General features: G+C 39.1%; 25 protein-coding genes, 1 tRNA gene and 1 pseudogene. 22 read left to right on the top strand and 5 right to left on the bottom strand.

Going from position 1 to position 14,261, the window contains the following annotated elements; genetic code table 11:
* From ACPC58_RS08485 to ACPC58_RS08465, 5 genes are all read right to left on the bottom strand, one after another.
* A partial coding sequence (locus ACPC58_RS08485; RefSeq protein WP_434065777.1) for a phage integrase SAM-like domain-containing protein occupies positions 1-894 on the bottom strand: 894 nt, incomplete at its 3' end.
* Positions 895-1,017: 123 nt separating this feature from the next.
* Entirely contained in the window at positions 1,018-1,893 is an 876-nt protein-coding gene (locus ACPC58_RS08480) for a TM2 domain-containing protein (protein ID WP_434065776.1), read from the bottom strand.
* A complete protein-coding gene (locus ACPC58_RS08475) occupies positions 1,890-2,669 on the bottom strand; it encodes an ImmA/IrrE family metallo-endopeptidase (RefSeq protein WP_434065775.1) in 780 nt (259 codons plus the stop codon). The genes ACPC58_RS08480 and ACPC58_RS08475 overlap by 4 nt, the downstream gene beginning before the upstream one ends.
* Positions 2,670-2,679: 10 nt before the next feature.
* The gene (locus ACPC58_RS08470) at positions 2,680-3,060 is read right to left on the bottom strand and encodes a helix-turn-helix domain-containing protein (RefSeq protein ID WP_105182355.1); all 381 of its coding nucleotides are present in this window, start codon (positions 3,058-3,060) and stop codon (positions 2,680-2,682) included.
* 542 nt (positions 3,061-3,602) lie between these two features.
* Complete coding sequence (locus ACPC58_RS08465; protein WP_434065774.1) at positions 3,603-3,806, bottom strand: hypothetical protein; 204 nt, start codon at positions 3,804-3,806, stop codon at positions 3,603-3,605.
* Positions 3,807-3,863: 57 nt separating this feature from the next.
* On the opposite strand from ACPC58_RS08465, the gene ACPC58_RS08460 reads away from it, so the two are divergent.
* The 22 genes and pseudogenes from ACPC58_RS08460 to ACPC58_RS08355 all read left to right on the top strand — a co-directional run bounded on the left by ACPC58_RS08460 (position 3,864) and on the right by ACPC58_RS08355 (position 14,252).
* Positions 3,864-4,055, top strand: coding sequence for a DNA-binding protein (locus tag ACPC58_RS08460; RefSeq protein WP_105106019.1), 192 nt, complete (start codon positions 3,864-3,866; stop codon positions 4,053-4,055).
* 81 nt (positions 4,056-4,136) lie between these two features.
* Complete coding sequence (locus ACPC58_RS08455) at positions 4,137-4,448, top strand: excisionase (protein WP_434065773.1); 312 nt, start codon at positions 4,137-4,139, stop codon at positions 4,446-4,448.
* Positions 4,445-4,729 (top strand): hypothetical protein, encoded by a 285-nt coding sequence (locus tag ACPC58_RS08450; RefSeq protein WP_434065772.1) that lies wholly within the window; start codon positions 4,445-4,447, stop codon positions 4,727-4,729. The genes ACPC58_RS08455 and ACPC58_RS08450 overlap by 4 nt, the downstream gene beginning before the upstream one ends.
* On the top strand, positions 4,722-4,952 hold the full coding sequence (locus tag ACPC58_RS08445; RefSeq protein ID WP_434065771.1) for a hypothetical protein: 231 nt from the start codon (positions 4,722-4,724) through the stop codon (positions 4,950-4,952). The genes ACPC58_RS08450 and ACPC58_RS08445 overlap by 8 nt, the downstream gene beginning before the upstream one ends.
* Complete coding sequence (locus ACPC58_RS08440) at positions 4,945-5,175, top strand: hypothetical protein (RefSeq protein WP_434065770.1); 231 nt, start codon at positions 4,945-4,947, stop codon at positions 5,173-5,175. The genes ACPC58_RS08445 and ACPC58_RS08440 overlap by 8 nt, the downstream gene beginning before the upstream one ends.
* Before the next feature lie 13 nt (positions 5,176-5,188).
* A complete protein-coding gene (locus tag ACPC58_RS08435) occupies positions 5,189-5,452 on the top strand; it encodes a hypothetical protein (protein ID WP_434065769.1) in 264 nt (87 codons plus the stop codon).
* A gap of 93 nt (positions 5,453-5,545) precedes the next feature.
* The gene (locus tag ACPC58_RS08430) at positions 5,546-5,911 is read left to right on the top strand and encodes an HNH endonuclease signature motif containing protein (protein ID WP_434065768.1); all 366 of its coding nucleotides are present in this window, start codon (positions 5,546-5,548) and stop codon (positions 5,909-5,911) included.
* Positions 5,904-6,383: a siphovirus Gp157 family protein gene (locus ACPC58_RS08425; RefSeq protein ID WP_434065767.1), complete on the top strand. Its 480-nt coding sequence runs from the start codon at positions 5,904-5,906 to the stop codon at positions 6,381-6,383. Before ACPC58_RS08430 ends, ACPC58_RS08425 begins: the two co-directional genes overlap by 8 nt.
* Entirely contained in the window at positions 6,383-6,835 is a 453-nt protein-coding gene (locus ACPC58_RS08420; protein ID WP_434065780.1) for a hypothetical protein, read from the top strand. The genes ACPC58_RS08425 and ACPC58_RS08420 overlap by 1 nt, the downstream gene beginning before the upstream one ends.
* Positions 6,816-7,988, top strand: a complete 1,173-nt coding sequence (locus tag ACPC58_RS08415) for a DEAD/DEAH box helicase family protein (protein WP_434065766.1) — start codon at positions 6,816-6,818, stop codon at positions 7,986-7,988. The genes ACPC58_RS08420 and ACPC58_RS08415 overlap by 20 nt, the downstream gene beginning before the upstream one ends.
* Positions 7,989-8,006: 18 nt before the next feature.
* On the top strand, positions 8,007-8,321 hold the full coding sequence (locus ACPC58_RS08410) for a hypothetical protein (protein WP_434065765.1): 315 nt from the start codon (positions 8,007-8,009) through the stop codon (positions 8,319-8,321).
* A 15-nt stretch (positions 8,322-8,336) separates the two neighbouring features.
* Positions 8,337-9,035, top strand: coding sequence for an ERF family protein (locus tag ACPC58_RS08405; RefSeq protein WP_434065764.1), 699 nt, complete (start codon positions 8,337-8,339; stop codon positions 9,033-9,035).
* A gap of 94 nt (positions 9,036-9,129) precedes the next feature.
* Positions 9,130-9,426, top strand: coding sequence for a hypothetical protein (locus tag ACPC58_RS08400; protein ID WP_434065763.1), 297 nt, complete (start codon positions 9,130-9,132; stop codon positions 9,424-9,426).
* Positions 9,423-9,821, top strand: a complete 399-nt coding sequence (ssb, locus tag ACPC58_RS08395; protein WP_434065762.1) for a single-stranded DNA-binding protein — start codon at positions 9,423-9,425, stop codon at positions 9,819-9,821. Before ACPC58_RS08400 ends, ssb begins: the two co-directional genes overlap by 4 nt.
* 10 nt (positions 9,822-9,831) lie before the next feature.
* On the top strand, positions 9,832-10,659 hold the full coding sequence (locus tag ACPC58_RS08390; RefSeq protein ID WP_434065761.1) for a bifunctional DNA primase/polymerase: 828 nt from the start codon (positions 9,832-9,834) through the stop codon (positions 10,657-10,659).
* Positions 10,643-12,031: a VapE domain-containing protein gene (locus ACPC58_RS08385; RefSeq protein WP_434065760.1), complete on the top strand. Its 1,389-nt coding sequence runs from the start codon at positions 10,643-10,645 to the stop codon at positions 12,029-12,031. Before ACPC58_RS08390 ends, ACPC58_RS08385 begins: the two co-directional genes overlap by 17 nt.
* A gap of 369 nt (positions 12,032-12,400) precedes the next feature.
* Positions 12,401-12,556, top strand: coding sequence for a DUF7204 family protein (locus ACPC58_RS08380; RefSeq protein WP_434065759.1), 156 nt, complete (start codon positions 12,401-12,403; stop codon positions 12,554-12,556).
* Between the two features lie 26 nt (positions 12,557-12,582).
* Positions 12,583-12,858, top strand: a pseudogene (locus ACPC58_RS08375) (DUF1372 family protein).
* Between the two features lie 39 nt (positions 12,859-12,897).
* The gene (locus ACPC58_RS08370; protein WP_434065779.1) at positions 12,898-13,338 is read left to right on the top strand and encodes an SAM-dependent methyltransferase; all 441 of its coding nucleotides are present in this window, start codon (positions 12,898-12,900) and stop codon (positions 13,336-13,338) included.
* Complete coding sequence (locus ACPC58_RS08365) at positions 13,328-13,579, top strand: hypothetical protein (protein WP_434065758.1); 252 nt, start codon at positions 13,328-13,330, stop codon at positions 13,577-13,579. Before ACPC58_RS08370 ends, ACPC58_RS08365 begins: the two co-directional genes overlap by 11 nt.
* An 80-nt stretch (positions 13,580-13,659) precedes the next feature.
* Positions 13,660-14,094, top strand: a complete 435-nt coding sequence (locus ACPC58_RS08360) for a DUF1492 domain-containing protein (protein ID WP_434065757.1) — start codon at positions 13,660-13,662, stop codon at positions 14,092-14,094.
* 85 nt (positions 14,095-14,179) lie between these two features.
* A tRNA-Phe gene (locus ACPC58_RS08355) sits at positions 14,180-14,252 on the top strand.
* Positions 14,253-14,261 lie beyond the last annotated feature (9 nt).

Raw genomic sequence — 14,261 nt, 5'->3', positions numbered from 1 at the left:
TGGAACACCATTCTTGGTTGTAAAGATGTAGCCCATGTCTTTATATCGTGGGTTGGTATTTTTTTCTAGCTCATTCAAAAATTCAAACTCTTGAATAATTTCCATTTCTCGCTTGGTCATGAATGTTTCACGGTACGAAGCAACGGTCTTTGGAGTTGTTTTCTCACCATTTCGGTAGCCTTCGGTATGATCATAGGTTCCATGGAGTTCTAATTGCCTGGTCTCAAAATCTCGATCTTCAGGCTCGATGCAGATTAGCTCTCCAATTCGACAACCATTCAAACTCATAAATTCCCCGGCTAACCCAATCCGGTACGTGCTAGGTCTGCGACAGAGTTCTTCAAGTAGTGGTTTTATTTCGTCTTCCTCAAGATATTTTTCTTCAATTTTTTTCCAATCTTCCAAGGTCTTTTTAATTCGTGGTAGTTTGGCCCTTCTTGATGGATTTTCCTTGATGATGTCCAAATCTATTGCATAATCAAAAGCAAGGTTGAGCATGGACTTGTTCCGTTCTTTCTTATTTCTGGAACAGTCCAGGTTGTCCAAGTAATTCTGGACGTATTTGGGGTCGATATTGACAACCTTAATGTCAATTCCAAAACTCTCTCTAATATCCCTTATATTGCCCCTCAGAGAAGCGATAGAGGTCCGTTTGATTTCTTGTTGATAGAAAGTCCACCATTGGTCGAATAGATCTGTAAAGAGCATCTCAGAGCTTTTTAACTTTGCAATTTTTTCTGTTATCTTTTGATCAAGGATTTTCTGTGCTTGTTTCTGTGCTCTACTTGAATTACTTGTCAAGATTGTAGCTACTCTTTTCCACTTGCCAGTGTATGGGTCTTTATAACGTTCAAAAAATTTATATCTACCGTCTTTTAGTTGCTCATCCCACATTGTTTTTTACCTCATTTTCTGTTAAAATGGGTATAGTAAAGAGGCCTCCTGAAATGGCGGTTTCTAAACTATACTTGCTAAGTTCTACACTCAAATTTTGGCGAAGGAGAGTGTAGAACTTTTTTATTTATAAAGTTGTTCAGTTAATTCAGCTGCATTAGGACTAAAAAATTCCAAATGAGCTGATAATTTTTCTCTACCATCTTGAGTAGGATTTTCAGAATGATAGCGTCTGATAAAGTTTTCTTCTTCCTCATCTAATCCTTGGACCATAGTTTCTAATGCGTTAGCCATTGACTGAGCATTGAAATTTGGATTATTGGCATAAGTTCTGGAGAAGTTTGTGACCTCATTCAGATTGTAGGATATTTTTTTGATTGTACTAATATACTCTTCAGGATCAAGAGTTGTTTTTAGAGTAGGTTCAAGTTCCTCAATTTCGGATAACAACTGCTGAACTTTATCACCATCAGCAACTGCATCAGAAGGTTTTGCATGCTCAGTAACCACGAAAGAAATATTTCCGTTTTGGTCGCATGATTTAAAGAATGTTGCGAATGCTTGAAAAATTCCGATAACCATAGGAATACCAGTCCAACAGAATAACAGTGAAAGGATTCCTTTTTGTTTTTGCCCTGAATAAAAATATTGTGCACCGAAAATCCCAAACATAAGAGCTAGGAATATATAAATCCATTTGTTGCATGTATAGGTTGCTGTTTTAGTGACTGAAGGGATGGAAACACTTTGAACAGGTACTGTTTTTGCAGATGAGTTCGTTTTCTTGCTCTTAGTTGTAGTTTTAATACTTTTCAACGGATCAATAGTAGTCTTGTTATAAACTTTATTGTAAACAGCCTTTTTAGGATTGGTAATCATTCCCATTCCTTTTTTGCCATAGAGTGGATTAACAGCACTCTTCATTTTTCTTTTTATTTTTCCAGTTGTGCGGGCCTTTATACTCTTTTTTAGATTTGGTGTTCTAATTCCAATTTTCATGCAAATTCTCCTTGTAAAAATTGCCCCAACTTAGGAGCTTGAAAAATCTGTTGGCCACCTTTGCGATAGTCCAGGACAAATTTAAGTGAATAACTTTGACTATATCCGACAGTATGCGTCAAGAAATCCATCAAGCGATTATGTAGAGCTGGATTACTAATATCTGTTTCTTTTTGCAAATCTAAGAAAGTCATCTTAATTTGAAAAGCCTTACATAGTCGTTCATCTGATAAGTAGAGTATGGATGCCACAGTGTCAGCTTCCTGCTCCAAAGCTAGTAACTCGGGAGGGTAATTTCCAACCATTTTGTCCGTGGCCAGCGAAAGATAGATACTGTCACTCTGTCTTTGTTCTAAATGACAGAAGATATGGCTGAGTTCGTGAAGGATAGTAAAGATAATTCTTCCCTTTGTAGCTTTTCTCTGACTAATAGAAACAACGAAGCGGTTCCTTTCCATATCTGGGTAGGTCATTCCTGCGCAATTATCGCAAAGGTAGCGTTCCTGATATGAGAAAATCTGGTTTTTGACCAAATTCTTGTATCTGATTTCTTTGTTTGTTGGAATTGCTGGCGGTAATTCTGGATATTGGGCACCGAACTCATCAAAGTCATAAAAATTGAAGATGATTGGATAGTTTTCTTCAAAGTAGGAAATGATATTTGTATGAGTTAGATCAGGCAAAGGTTTTTCAAAATATCTGGCAGCATTATTTAGGATTTGGTAGGCTGTTTCTTTGTATTTGAGAAATTCTTGATGTGTTAATCTTTGTTTCAATAGACATCACCTACTCCCAATTTGAATCATCTTCAATCAATGCTCTAGCTGTATTCATAAGCCCTTTTAATGCAGTAGTAAATTTGATTACATCTGCTTCAGACATCCCACTAGTTTCTTTTCGGAACATAACCAGTGCTTGTTCCTCTAAGGGATTTGTAGCAGGGGCTTGACCTTCTTGAGCAATGTTTGGATTGTTTGTTCTGCCTAACAAGTAATCTGTACTAACATTGAAATAGTCAGCAATTTCTTGCAATCGTTCAGCATTCGGCTTTTTATTTTTCATACTATAGATTGTATTTCTACTAAAACCGAGATCTTCTTCAAGCTTATTAAGCGAGATTCCACGCTTTTTGCATAATTCTTTTATCTTTTCAAAGAGTGAAAACATTGATTTATCAACCTTTCTGAGGCATGACAAAAAATATTTAAACTTTTGTTTGCAAAATGCTTGACATTAAACAATCAATAGTTTAGAATATGATTTGTAAACAAGAGATGACTAAAAAAACAACTAAGCGAACAAACTAAAAATCATGTTTTGGCGAACAGGTTTATTGATTTGTTAGCGTTCTTTATTACGCTTTTATTTTAAACTTTCGTTTTAATATTGTCAACATATAACACAAAAAAGTTTAAAAATTTAGTTGTTTCTTGTTTACAGATTTTAATAAAAAGAAAGGAGTTCTAATATGTCGGATAGGGAATTATTTAAACTGCCAGAGGATTATGTTAGCAAAACTGGTCTTGAACACGTTACGTTCGAAATGCCCTTTGAGCTTTTTACAAAAATTTTGAAAGGTTACGGCCATGCTTTAGCTTGGGAAGATTATCAGAAAGTAAAAATTCATCCATCTGCTAGAACAAAAAAGACGGTTGGACAGTGTCAATTTTTGTTCAGCATCTGGATGAATGATCATTTGAAGCCAGCTATTAAACCTTCAAAAGAGTTGCAGAAAGTACCTGTGCGTAAGGCAATGAAATGGAAATATCTTCATAAGTCAGCACAAACTCTTCTCCATCGCATGATGGGCTTAATTCGCCAATAAATACACCTTGTTCTGTTTTGCAGATTAGAAGTGTATCATCTTCATTTGTAACTGCATCTAAGTAAGGTGCAAGTTCGGACTTAGTCATATCTTATCCTCCTTCCTAATAGGATAAGTCAATTATAACAAATAGAAAGGAGCTTCTATGCCAGATATTGCGGTTGGACGAGAAAAAGTTGTTACTTTCTTGAAAGAAAATAACATCAAGAAAGTTGATTTAGCGGCAGCCTATGGTCTCAATCGTCAAGAGGTCACTAACATTCTCAGTGGCTCAACCAGAGGGCCAAAGGCTAACCAGTTTATTCTGCGAGTGATTGCCGATTATAGCATTGAGTAAATGCAAAAATAGCCCCGTGACGAAGTCAGGAGCTTACCAAAATATCTAACAAAATTATATCACAGAAAGGGATGAATTACTATGCCAAAAGCAGAATTAGTTTACAGACCGGCCAAACAGTCTGAAAAGGCTGAGGCAGGAGATTATGCACACCTTTGCCAAATCTGGGAAGGTTTAACAGTTGCAACGGCTAAAGTTTGGGCGACAGAAATGAGAGATCACCCAGATTTTAGACATTACATTGAAAACCCAACACACCGAATTGTCTTTGTTAACTACGAAGGTTTTCGATTGTTCATCAAGTGGAAAAGTCGCAATCGATACAGACCGAAGAAAGAAACATTGGCAGAAATGTTGAAAAATATTGAAATAGAAAAGAGGTTTTCTGCATGACAGAATCAATTTATGATGCCCTAGCCAGCCTTTCAGTATTTGCACTACCGATTTTGGCAGTAGCAGTTGTAAAACAGAGGAAGCTGGAAAAGCAACGCAAGGAACGTGAAGCTAGACTACTAAGAGAGCAGCTGACAGCCCTGGCTTGTGAACGTGCAGTTGAATCTGATCGCTTAGCCTGGAAGGACAGCGTTAAGCAGTCACTTGCAAGCTGGGAGCCAATCAAATTTGCTGAAGATACACAAAATCGTGCAGTTAGAAAGTGGGGCAGACATGCTTAGTAAGTTTTTTAGAACAAATCAAGTCGACAGCTATGGCATTGACCTACCAGCTAAGACACATGATCGACTTGAGCGTGAAAATGCCATTCTCCGTGGCATGGTAAATGATCTTGATAAAGAAAATTGCGAATACAGACGAGTGAATCAACAGTTGGTTGATGAGAATGCACGACTACAACGTATCGCAAAAAAAGAAGAAATTTTAGGAGGTGCCTATGGTTAGAAATAAACTGCCAAACCTAGCCGATACTTTATTCGCTCAATTGGAATATTTGGATGATAGGGAACTCTCGGAAAATGAACTGCAAATCGAAATTGAACGGTCCAAAGCTATGGTTTCCGTGGCTGGTCAAATTGTGTCGATTGGCAAATTGGCTATTGAAGCTGAAAAATTAAAACAGGAAGCAGGTATTGAACATGCCCCAATCGCTTTGCTGGAAGGATGAATATACTGTTTATATGCATGAGATTTGTCCTGGTCGATTAACGCCAGAAGTTACTGAAATGCTAAATGCAAAGTTCGGAACCAGCTACTCAAAATCTCAAATTGCAGGTGTCAGAAAACGGCTAGGCTTGCCAGTCGGAAAAGTATTTAAAAAAAAGTTACTGAATTACGAGCAACATCAATATTTCTTAAATAATCATCAAGGTAAGACGGCTCATATATTCGCCGAGGAAATGAATAAGAAATTCGGTCTAACCCTAACTGGCCAACAAATTTAAAGATACCGAAATTATAATAATTTATACAGTGGGTTGACAGGTCACTTTATAAAAGGACATATCCCCGTTAATAAGGGAAAAAAGTTTCCGAACATGCCACCGAATAGTGGTCAATTCAAAAAGGGGAGCAAGCCTCCAAATTGGGTGCCGGTTGGAACAATTCGATATACCACAGACGGTTATCCAAAGAGAAAAATCGCAGAACCAAATATTTGGGAACATTGCCATCGCTCTGAATGGGAAAAATACAATGGACCTATTCCGAAAGGGCACAGTATAGTATTTTTAAACGGAGACAAGACTAATTGGGATATTTCAAATCTTGCTTGCCTATCTAAGAATGAAGTTGCTAGGATGAATCAAGATGGTCTATTCGCATCTGATGCAGACTTTACTAGAGTTGGTATTGGTTATACAAAACTAAAAAATAAAATTATTGAGGTGAAGAGAAATGGCTAGTATTTATGAACTAACTGGAATATTTAAGCAGATTGCAGAAATGGAAGGTATTGATGAAGAAACCAAGCTGGATACGCTTGAATCTATTGACTGGACGGAACAATTTGAAGAAAAGGTTGAAAACACTGTCAAGGTCATCAAGAACAAAGAAGCTGAGAAGAAACAGCTCAAAGAAGAGATTGACCGTCTGACTGCTCGTTACAAATCAATTGATAATGACATCACACGACTCAAAACAGGACTGCAAGGTGCATTTGAAATCACTGGACATGAAAAAGTTAAGACTTTGCTATTTACCGTAAGCTTGGCAAAAAATCAACCGTCAGTCGTGGTTGATGAGAATCTATTACCTAAAAAATATTTTGTCCAGAAGCTTACTCCAGACAAGACCACTATCAAAGAATTGTTGCAGGCTGGTAAAAAGGTCAAGGGTGCAGTGTTGCAAGAAAGTAGAAGTTTGAGGATTAGATGATGAAGATACTAGCGATTGATCCATCAAGCAACCGAATTGAAACATCTACAACAGGAATAGTCTTGCTGGATAATGCAGGTCTAGTGAGCTATTGGATTGTTCCGTTCGGTGCTAGAAATTTCAGTAAATGGTTCCGTGAAGTAGGTCGTGACCTGGAATACGATGTTGCCATCGTGGAAGAATACCAGGTACGTGACAATGATTATTCCCGCGACAACTCGGTTGCTGAAACCGTTGAAGCTGTGCAAACTTGCTATCCTGGAGTAGAACTTGTCCGTAATGCTGGCTACGTGTCAGATATTCCTGATCAGCTACTTAGGGAGCTTGGTCTTTGGACTTTTGACAAATCACATCATCAGGATGTGAGGGCTGCTGCTCGATTGGCGCTATTCTGGGCACAAAGAAAAGACATCGAGGAGGTTATTCAAGACATTGGAAATCGAATTACGTAAATGGCAAGCTGAGGCTGTGAAGCGGAGTGACCGAGATTGCCCTGGTATCTTTCTAGAGGGATTGGGTGGTCGTGGGAAGACAATTTGTGCCTTTGAGATTGCAAAGCACAAGGGGGCTAAAAAGGTATTGGTCCTGAACAATCGGCTGTCAATCCTGAATGGCTGGATTGACACTCACAACAAGCTCTACTTACAAGACTTCCGGCTGGAAGCCATGACAGGCAAGCGAATGCAGAATATAGTGGAAAGCGGTGAAGTCCTCGAGTTTGATGTCTTGATTGTTGACGAGTGGCAGAACATGTCCAGTGAAGCTAACTATAAAGCTTACAAGAAAATCCGACGTGACTATTCAATCGGCTTGTCCGCAACTCCAATAAGAAAAAAAGGTCAAAACTTCTATCCGCTGGAAAAGACAATCTTTGGCCAGGCGGAGCCAAATAATAAATTTGATTGGCAGAAACAGCACGGCAAGATGAAGTATGACCGATTCAGTTATTCCAAAGAAAAGTGGGAAGACTTCCGTGACTATGAAAGTTATGTATCAGGTTTGCCAAATTTCTTCCGTTGGGAAGAGATTGAGGAAATTGAAGGAGCAGAGGAAAACAATGGATTTGAAGTCATCTTTGAGCCAATGTGGTGCCTGCCAGCAAATCCAGAAGAACTTGATCAACTTCGACGGCTGAACATCGTTGGAAAGAATGGTAAGTATGCAATGGCCAAGCAATCATTTGGTCGAAAGACTTTCGAGAGGTATCTGACCCAGACAGGCTTTGATGTGGATTTTCCAAAGATTAAAGCAGTCAATGCAGATACCCCAATGTTACTTCAATTAGACATCCTCTTGACCAGACAGTCAGAAATGTTAATTGTCAGCAAGTCCAAGCAGATTGTTGAGGTTATCTATGAACGTCACCCTGAAATCGGTATTTGGACCGGTGATAAGAAAGAAGGTCATGACAGGACCAACATGGTCGCTACTAGCCAAGTATTAGGAGTTGGGGTCGATGGGCTCCAGCACCGCTTCAAAACAATTGTAGTTCTGGATCCGTCCCAGCCTAGTGACGGAGATTACGACGACTACCGGCAACTGCTGTGGCGGATTACTGGTAGCCGTCAGCAGCACGACGTTAGGGTCGTAGAATTTTATTTTTAAAAACAAAGGAGCAAAAAAATGAAAATTTCAAACAAGTTAATCGTATTGCGTAATAAAAAGAAGGGCTATTTTATGTCAGAAATCAAAAATAATCCCCATTCATTTGCAACGAAAGCAGTTTTTGTAGAAGAAATCCGTGGTGCCCTATCACTTCCATATGAGTATTATTTGAAACAAAAATTCGAAATTAAAGCTCTTGCGAAAATTCACGATTGTGAAATCATCTTGGTAGATGCTGAGTACACACTTACTTATCCCAATGGAGGAGATGTTTCTAAAATTGATCCAAAAGAATCAAATTTATTTGAAGAATTGATGGAAGCACTCAAATAATTTTAAGGAGAATACATGACAGTAAATGAATCGCCAATATTTGCAACCCTGTGCAGTATTCAGGCAGAGCTGGTTGCACCGAAAGGACAATACAATTCTTTCGGAAAATACAACTATCGTAGTGCGGAGGATATTTTAGAAGCACTAAAGCCTTTACTCAAAAAGCATGATGCATCCCTAGTATTAAATGACGATATCGAACAGATTGGGGACCGCTACTATGTTCGTGCTACAGTAACATTATTTGCTTGTGGAAGTTCTATTAGCGCTCAAGCATCAGCAAGGGAAGAAGATGCAAAGAAAGGTATGGATGGAAGTCAGATTACAGGAACCGCATCCAGTTACGCTCGTAAATATGCTTTGAACGGGTTGTTTGCCATCGATGATAACAAGGATCCTGATTCTGACGAATATGCGAACCAAACTGGTAAGCAAGCACAAGCTCAGAAACCAGCGCAAAGTAAACCTGCATCAAATCCGAAACAGAATCAGAAAGCATCTAGCAGTGTTAAGTACATTACAGGAGCTCAAGCGAAGAAGCTACGTGAAGACATCAAGAATATTGCGGAGGCTTCAGGCGGACCAGTTAATACTGTTGGAGTGTGGTTCATTGGCCAGCTCGGAGTGGATAAAATCGAAAGTATTCCAGCCGACCGTTTGAATGAGGCACAAGATCTGATTGCAAAAACTAAGAAAACGAAAGGGATTGAATGATGATAATTGAAACTTTGAAAGAATTTGGAATGGCTGTACTTTGGTTATTCCTAGGTTACCTAATTGGAGAACGTAATCAGAAAGGAAGAGAGTAATGGGGTACACGGAATTAGGTCGTAAACGACCAATCGAAATTCAAGGTGATTTATATGACAAAATCTTGATTTACAAACATAAAGGTGAAGTTTGGGGCGTATGTTATAAAGATGGAAAGATTAACTGTGTCTATAATTACACGAAAGAAGATTTCTTTTACTCAAGAATTTTTAGCATGACTTTGAAAGAAATTGTTAAGAAAATCATGCAACCATTAATGAGATGTGAACCAGGAATTTTTTCAATGGTTGATTACGAATTAGTGAGAAAGGCCTTGAAGGTGGAAAAATTATGATAAACAATGTAGTACTAGTGGGTCGTATGACTCGTGATGCAGAACTTCGTTACACTCCGACAGATCAGGCTGTTGCTACTTTCGCCTTGGCTGTCAATAGAAACTTCAAAAACCAAGATGGGGAGCGTGAAGCAGATTTCATCAAATGTGTCATTTGGCGTCAGCAAGCTGAGAATTTAGCAAATTGGGTTAAGAAAGGGGATCTGATTGGTGTTACAGGGCGCATTCAGACTCGTAGTTATAAAAATCAGCAAGAACAACGTGTCTACGTTACAGAGGTAGTTGCAGAAAGTTTCCAACTATTGGAAAGCCGTGGACAACAGTCGAATTCTCAAGACAGCTCATTTGGAAATTCAAGTTCTATGGATATCCAAGACGAAGATTTGCCGTTCTAGGAGGTGCTAGATGGGAATGAAAAAAGCGGCTTTGGCTTATCAAAAAAAGGGCTTTTCTGTAATTCCCATAAGCCCTTCGAATAAGCAACCGATGATTAAATTTGCTGATAAACCAGCAATGACCGCGCAGGAAATTGAAGATTTTTGGAATAAGTATCCGGATAGTAATATCGCTGTCCGGACTGACAAATTCTTCGTAATCGATGTTGATTTGCATGGGAAACACAACGGATATGAGAGTCTGGACAATTGGGAACATCAAAACTTACTTACCCCGACACTGCAGGCGAAGACTGCCAGCGGTGGGAAGCATATCTTTTACTTTAAGCATCCGGATGTGTCCATGACACAGATGATTGGCTTTCTACCTGGTGTCGATGTCAAAGCTCATCCAAATAACTACGTTTTGGTCGCTCCGTCAAAAATATCCAAAGGTGAGTATGCCTGGGACTTGGAAGAGTCAAAAAAAGGCGGGACCATGGTCACTGCCAGTCGAGCACTAGTCATGGCCATCAAGCAGGAGTATCTGAAAAAGAATAACCGGAGTGAACTCGATGACATTTACTATCAAATCCGGAATGGTGCAGGCAAGCGAAATCGGACCACGGAGGTTTTTGAAATGATTGTCAAAGGCTTTGGTGAGGAAGGCAGTCGAAACGATACGGCAGCAAAGTTTGCTGGAACATTATTGGCCAGAAGTGTTGACCCAAACTGTGTTTTGGAATTGGCACGGATTGCAAATAATAATTCTGCTGATCCACTAAGCGATAGAGAGCTTAGTCGGACGGTAGATAGTATGATACAAAAACACATGAGGGGAGGTGGCAGTGATTGGTGATATTGTAAATATCTCTGTCAAGCAGTTTACTAGGACGAAGAAAAAGGTCCTCGACGAAAACGGAGAAAAGGTTGAGATTGATACCATTGTCTCAGATAGCCCTCGAAATGTGCTGTTGGCCATGAAGAGCGATAACAAGCTCAATGATTTCCTCCGGCACAATGAATTTACTGGAGAGCATGAGATTGTGGCGGATGTCAAATTGGATGCTATCAGCATAAGGAAAGGTCAGCTGCCCTCTGCATTTGAATCTTATCTCAGTGTTTACTTAGAAAATCATTTCAAGGTGGTGTTCAAGACCAGGGCTTTGCAAGATGGTATTGAGGCATTCTTTGCTGAAAAGACCTATAATCCTGTCCAGGAATACATGGAACATGCCTATGATAGTTGGGATCATAAGGAACGCTTGAATCAAGTCTTTCAGACCTGGCTTGGCGCTGAAGACAGTATCTATGTCCAGAAAATCGCGGAGATGTTCTTTGTTGGAGCTGTGTCCAAGGTCTTCAATCCATGGGTAAAGTTTGACTACACTCTTGACCTGGTCGGTGGCCAGGGTGCTGGTAAGACAACTTTTTTGCAAAAGATTGCAGTTGATTGGTACACGGATTCAGCTAAGGATTTCATGGACAAGGACAACTACGAGATCATGCTAAAATCCCTGATTGTCAATGACGATGAGATGGTGGCCAGCAGGAAGACAACGTTCGATGAACTCAAGGCTTTTGTAACCAAGACCGATTTAACATTCCGTAGGTCCTATGGTCGTCGTGCTGAAAAGTTTCCCAAGAACTTTGTGATTGCTCGGACCAGCAACAAGGTCGAGTACCTGGGCGATAAAACTGGTGAGCGTCGTTTTCTACCGGTCTTGGTGGATGCAGCTAAACAATTCGTCAAGCCATTCGATATGACGGACGATGATGTCCTGCAGTTGTGGGGTGAGGCAGTTGCGATTTATAAAAAAGGTTTCACTTTGACCTTTGACGAAGACTTCGAAGATGAGCTGGCAGTCTATAAGGAACGCTTTACGTATCGCGATGAGGCAGAAAACCAAATCTATGATTATTTGGATATGCTAGTTCCGGAAGAATGGCATAGCATGTCAGTAATTCAACAGCATCAGTATACATGGGCTTATTTCAACAATGGTGTATATCGGAATGATGCCGGTTTTATTTACGAAGGTGTCAAACCGCAAGAAAGTGTGTCATCAAAGCAGATTTTGAAGAATGTTTTTGATATAGATGTTGCCAAAGGAGATAAATTAGCTCGGAAGATTAAGCTGATCATGGACAATAATCAGGATTGGGAATACCGCAGAGGTCGGGTTGCTGGGAAACAATTCCGAGGTTACTTCCGGAAAAATAGTGAATAATTTTTGATGTCACAAAAAGTCAATTTGATGTCACAAAAAACAAAAAGTGTGACACCATGTGACATCACTGAGACATCATTGATGTCACACCTTATAAAGCCTTATGTATCAAGGGTTTAGATGGATTTTTAATAATAAAATAAAAAAAGTGATGTCACACCCTTTGGACCCTTGATATTATTGAGGTTATAACCTATTTTTATAACTTTGTGACACCATTATTAAAATATTTAAGTTAATAAAAATAGTAAGTGCTATAAAGCCCAGTATAATAGGATTCTTGTTTTTTATAAAAAATGTTTTTAGAAAAGTGATGTCACAGTGTCACAGTTTAATTTTATGCAAAAAAATGAATAAAAAGGGGTAAAAATGGCATATACAGTAACGGTATTATTTGATCACATGTTGGTAGATGAAACACATTATTTCGAAAATAAATCTGATGCCTTGAAATGTAAATCATGCCTGGAAGCTAGGTATCGAGGTCAGCGGTTGTATAGTGTGAAGATGGAGGAAGTTGAGTGAAAGATACCGTAAAATTTACAGCAAGTATGATTATAGTGTTGCTTGCCACTTTAGGATTTATCTACATGATTTATCAAGTAGGTTATCAAACCGCTAAAAACTAACAGCAACCAGTGATTGTCTATCAAGTTGATAGCGCTGGAGTTGAGATGTTTGGGGAGATTACTGACAAGGAAATCATAGAGGGACGCTACACGGTAACTGCTCATGCCTACGGTAAGTTTCTAGTTACAAAGGAACAGTACGAGGCTATCAAAGTTGGCGACCCGATACCTGAGTATTTGAAGAAGAGAGGTAATTGATTGGCAGTACGTATTTTAGATGCCTGCTGTGGTAGTCGGATGTTCTGGTTTGATAAGAATGAAAGTCATACAACTTTTATGGACATTAGACAAGAAACGTTTGAAATTCACGGAAAGAAAGTAAATGTCAACCCTGATGTTGTTGGTGATTTTCGTGACATGCCCTTTGAAGACAATACATTCAACTTAGTTGTGTTTGACCCGCCACATCTAAAGTGGGCAGGAGAAAAATCTATTATGAAAGCCCAATACGGACAACTTGATAAAGTTACCTGGTCAGAGGATTTGGCCAAGGGCTTTGATGAATGTATGAGGGTCTTAAAAATTGGCGGTACACTTGTCTTTAAGTGGTCGGACTGCCAGATAAATGTTAAGAAGTTGTTAGAGGTAATACCATACACACCACTCTTTGGGCAACAGAGAGGAACTACACACTGGCTGACTTTTGTGAAATTTGAGGAGGTAGAAAATGAAACCTAAAAAATATCCTTACTCAGGCAGACCAAGGCTAATCAGAAAAGAAATGCCGAGGTTTGTGAAACTTGGCTCGGTTGCGTTATGTAAAAAAATGATAGATAGTATTGAGGGTATTCGAAGTGAGAACAGCTATATTACTGTATTAATTCTCAAAATACCCAAACCATTTTTATCCTATGAGGAAAAAACAATTAAGGTACGCTTGCCATTCGATGAAGTAGTAAGTATTCTGAATCAATACTAAACAAAAAAAAGCCAAGGCACTCTCTGCCCTGGCCGTGGTAAATAACTCACATACATTATACCACAAAAAGGAGACAGAGAGTGAACAAGGCTAAAGAGTTACTTGATGAACTACAAAATTTGGATGAAGAGATACAGAATCGAATTGATGAGCTTGCTAATCTTAAAGCTAGTTTACTTTCTAGTCCTAAAATGAACGTGAATAAGGTTCAAGGTGGTCAGAAGATTCAATTAGATGAACGCTACATTGATATTTTTAGCATGCAAGATTCCTTGAAAGAGTATATGAAGGATGCTACTGAAAAAGCTATCAAACGCAGAATTGAATTGAGTAGGCTAATTGATAAAATGCCAAAACCTGCAAGTCGAACAATTCTAAGGATGGTGTATATTCAGAAAGCAAGCGTATATGATATGATTGAGTTTTTACAATGCAGCAAGACTACTTTCTACAAAAAGAAGAAGGATGCAATCCGTGAACTAGGTGCTGTAATTGACAAAAGTGAACTAAAGTGAACTAGTCTGCCTCGCACTGGTCAAACAATCGTGCTATTATAGTATCATCAAGAAATAAGGGTAAGGCACTAAGCCTTGCCTGTTAGGGAATATAGCTCAGTAGGTAGAGCAACGGATTGAAGCTCCGTGTGTCGCAGGTTCAAATCCTGCTGTTCCCGTTAAGGCGA

Source organism: Streptococcus sp. VTCC 12905, assembly GCF_049893385.1.
In the GTDB taxonomy this organism is placed as follows: Bacteria; Bacillota; Bacilli; order Lactobacillales; family Streptococcaceae; genus Streptococcus; species Streptococcus suis_AA.
The sequence above is the reverse complement of the archived record's forward strand: the minus strand, read 5'-3'. Positions and strand labels throughout refer to the sequence as shown.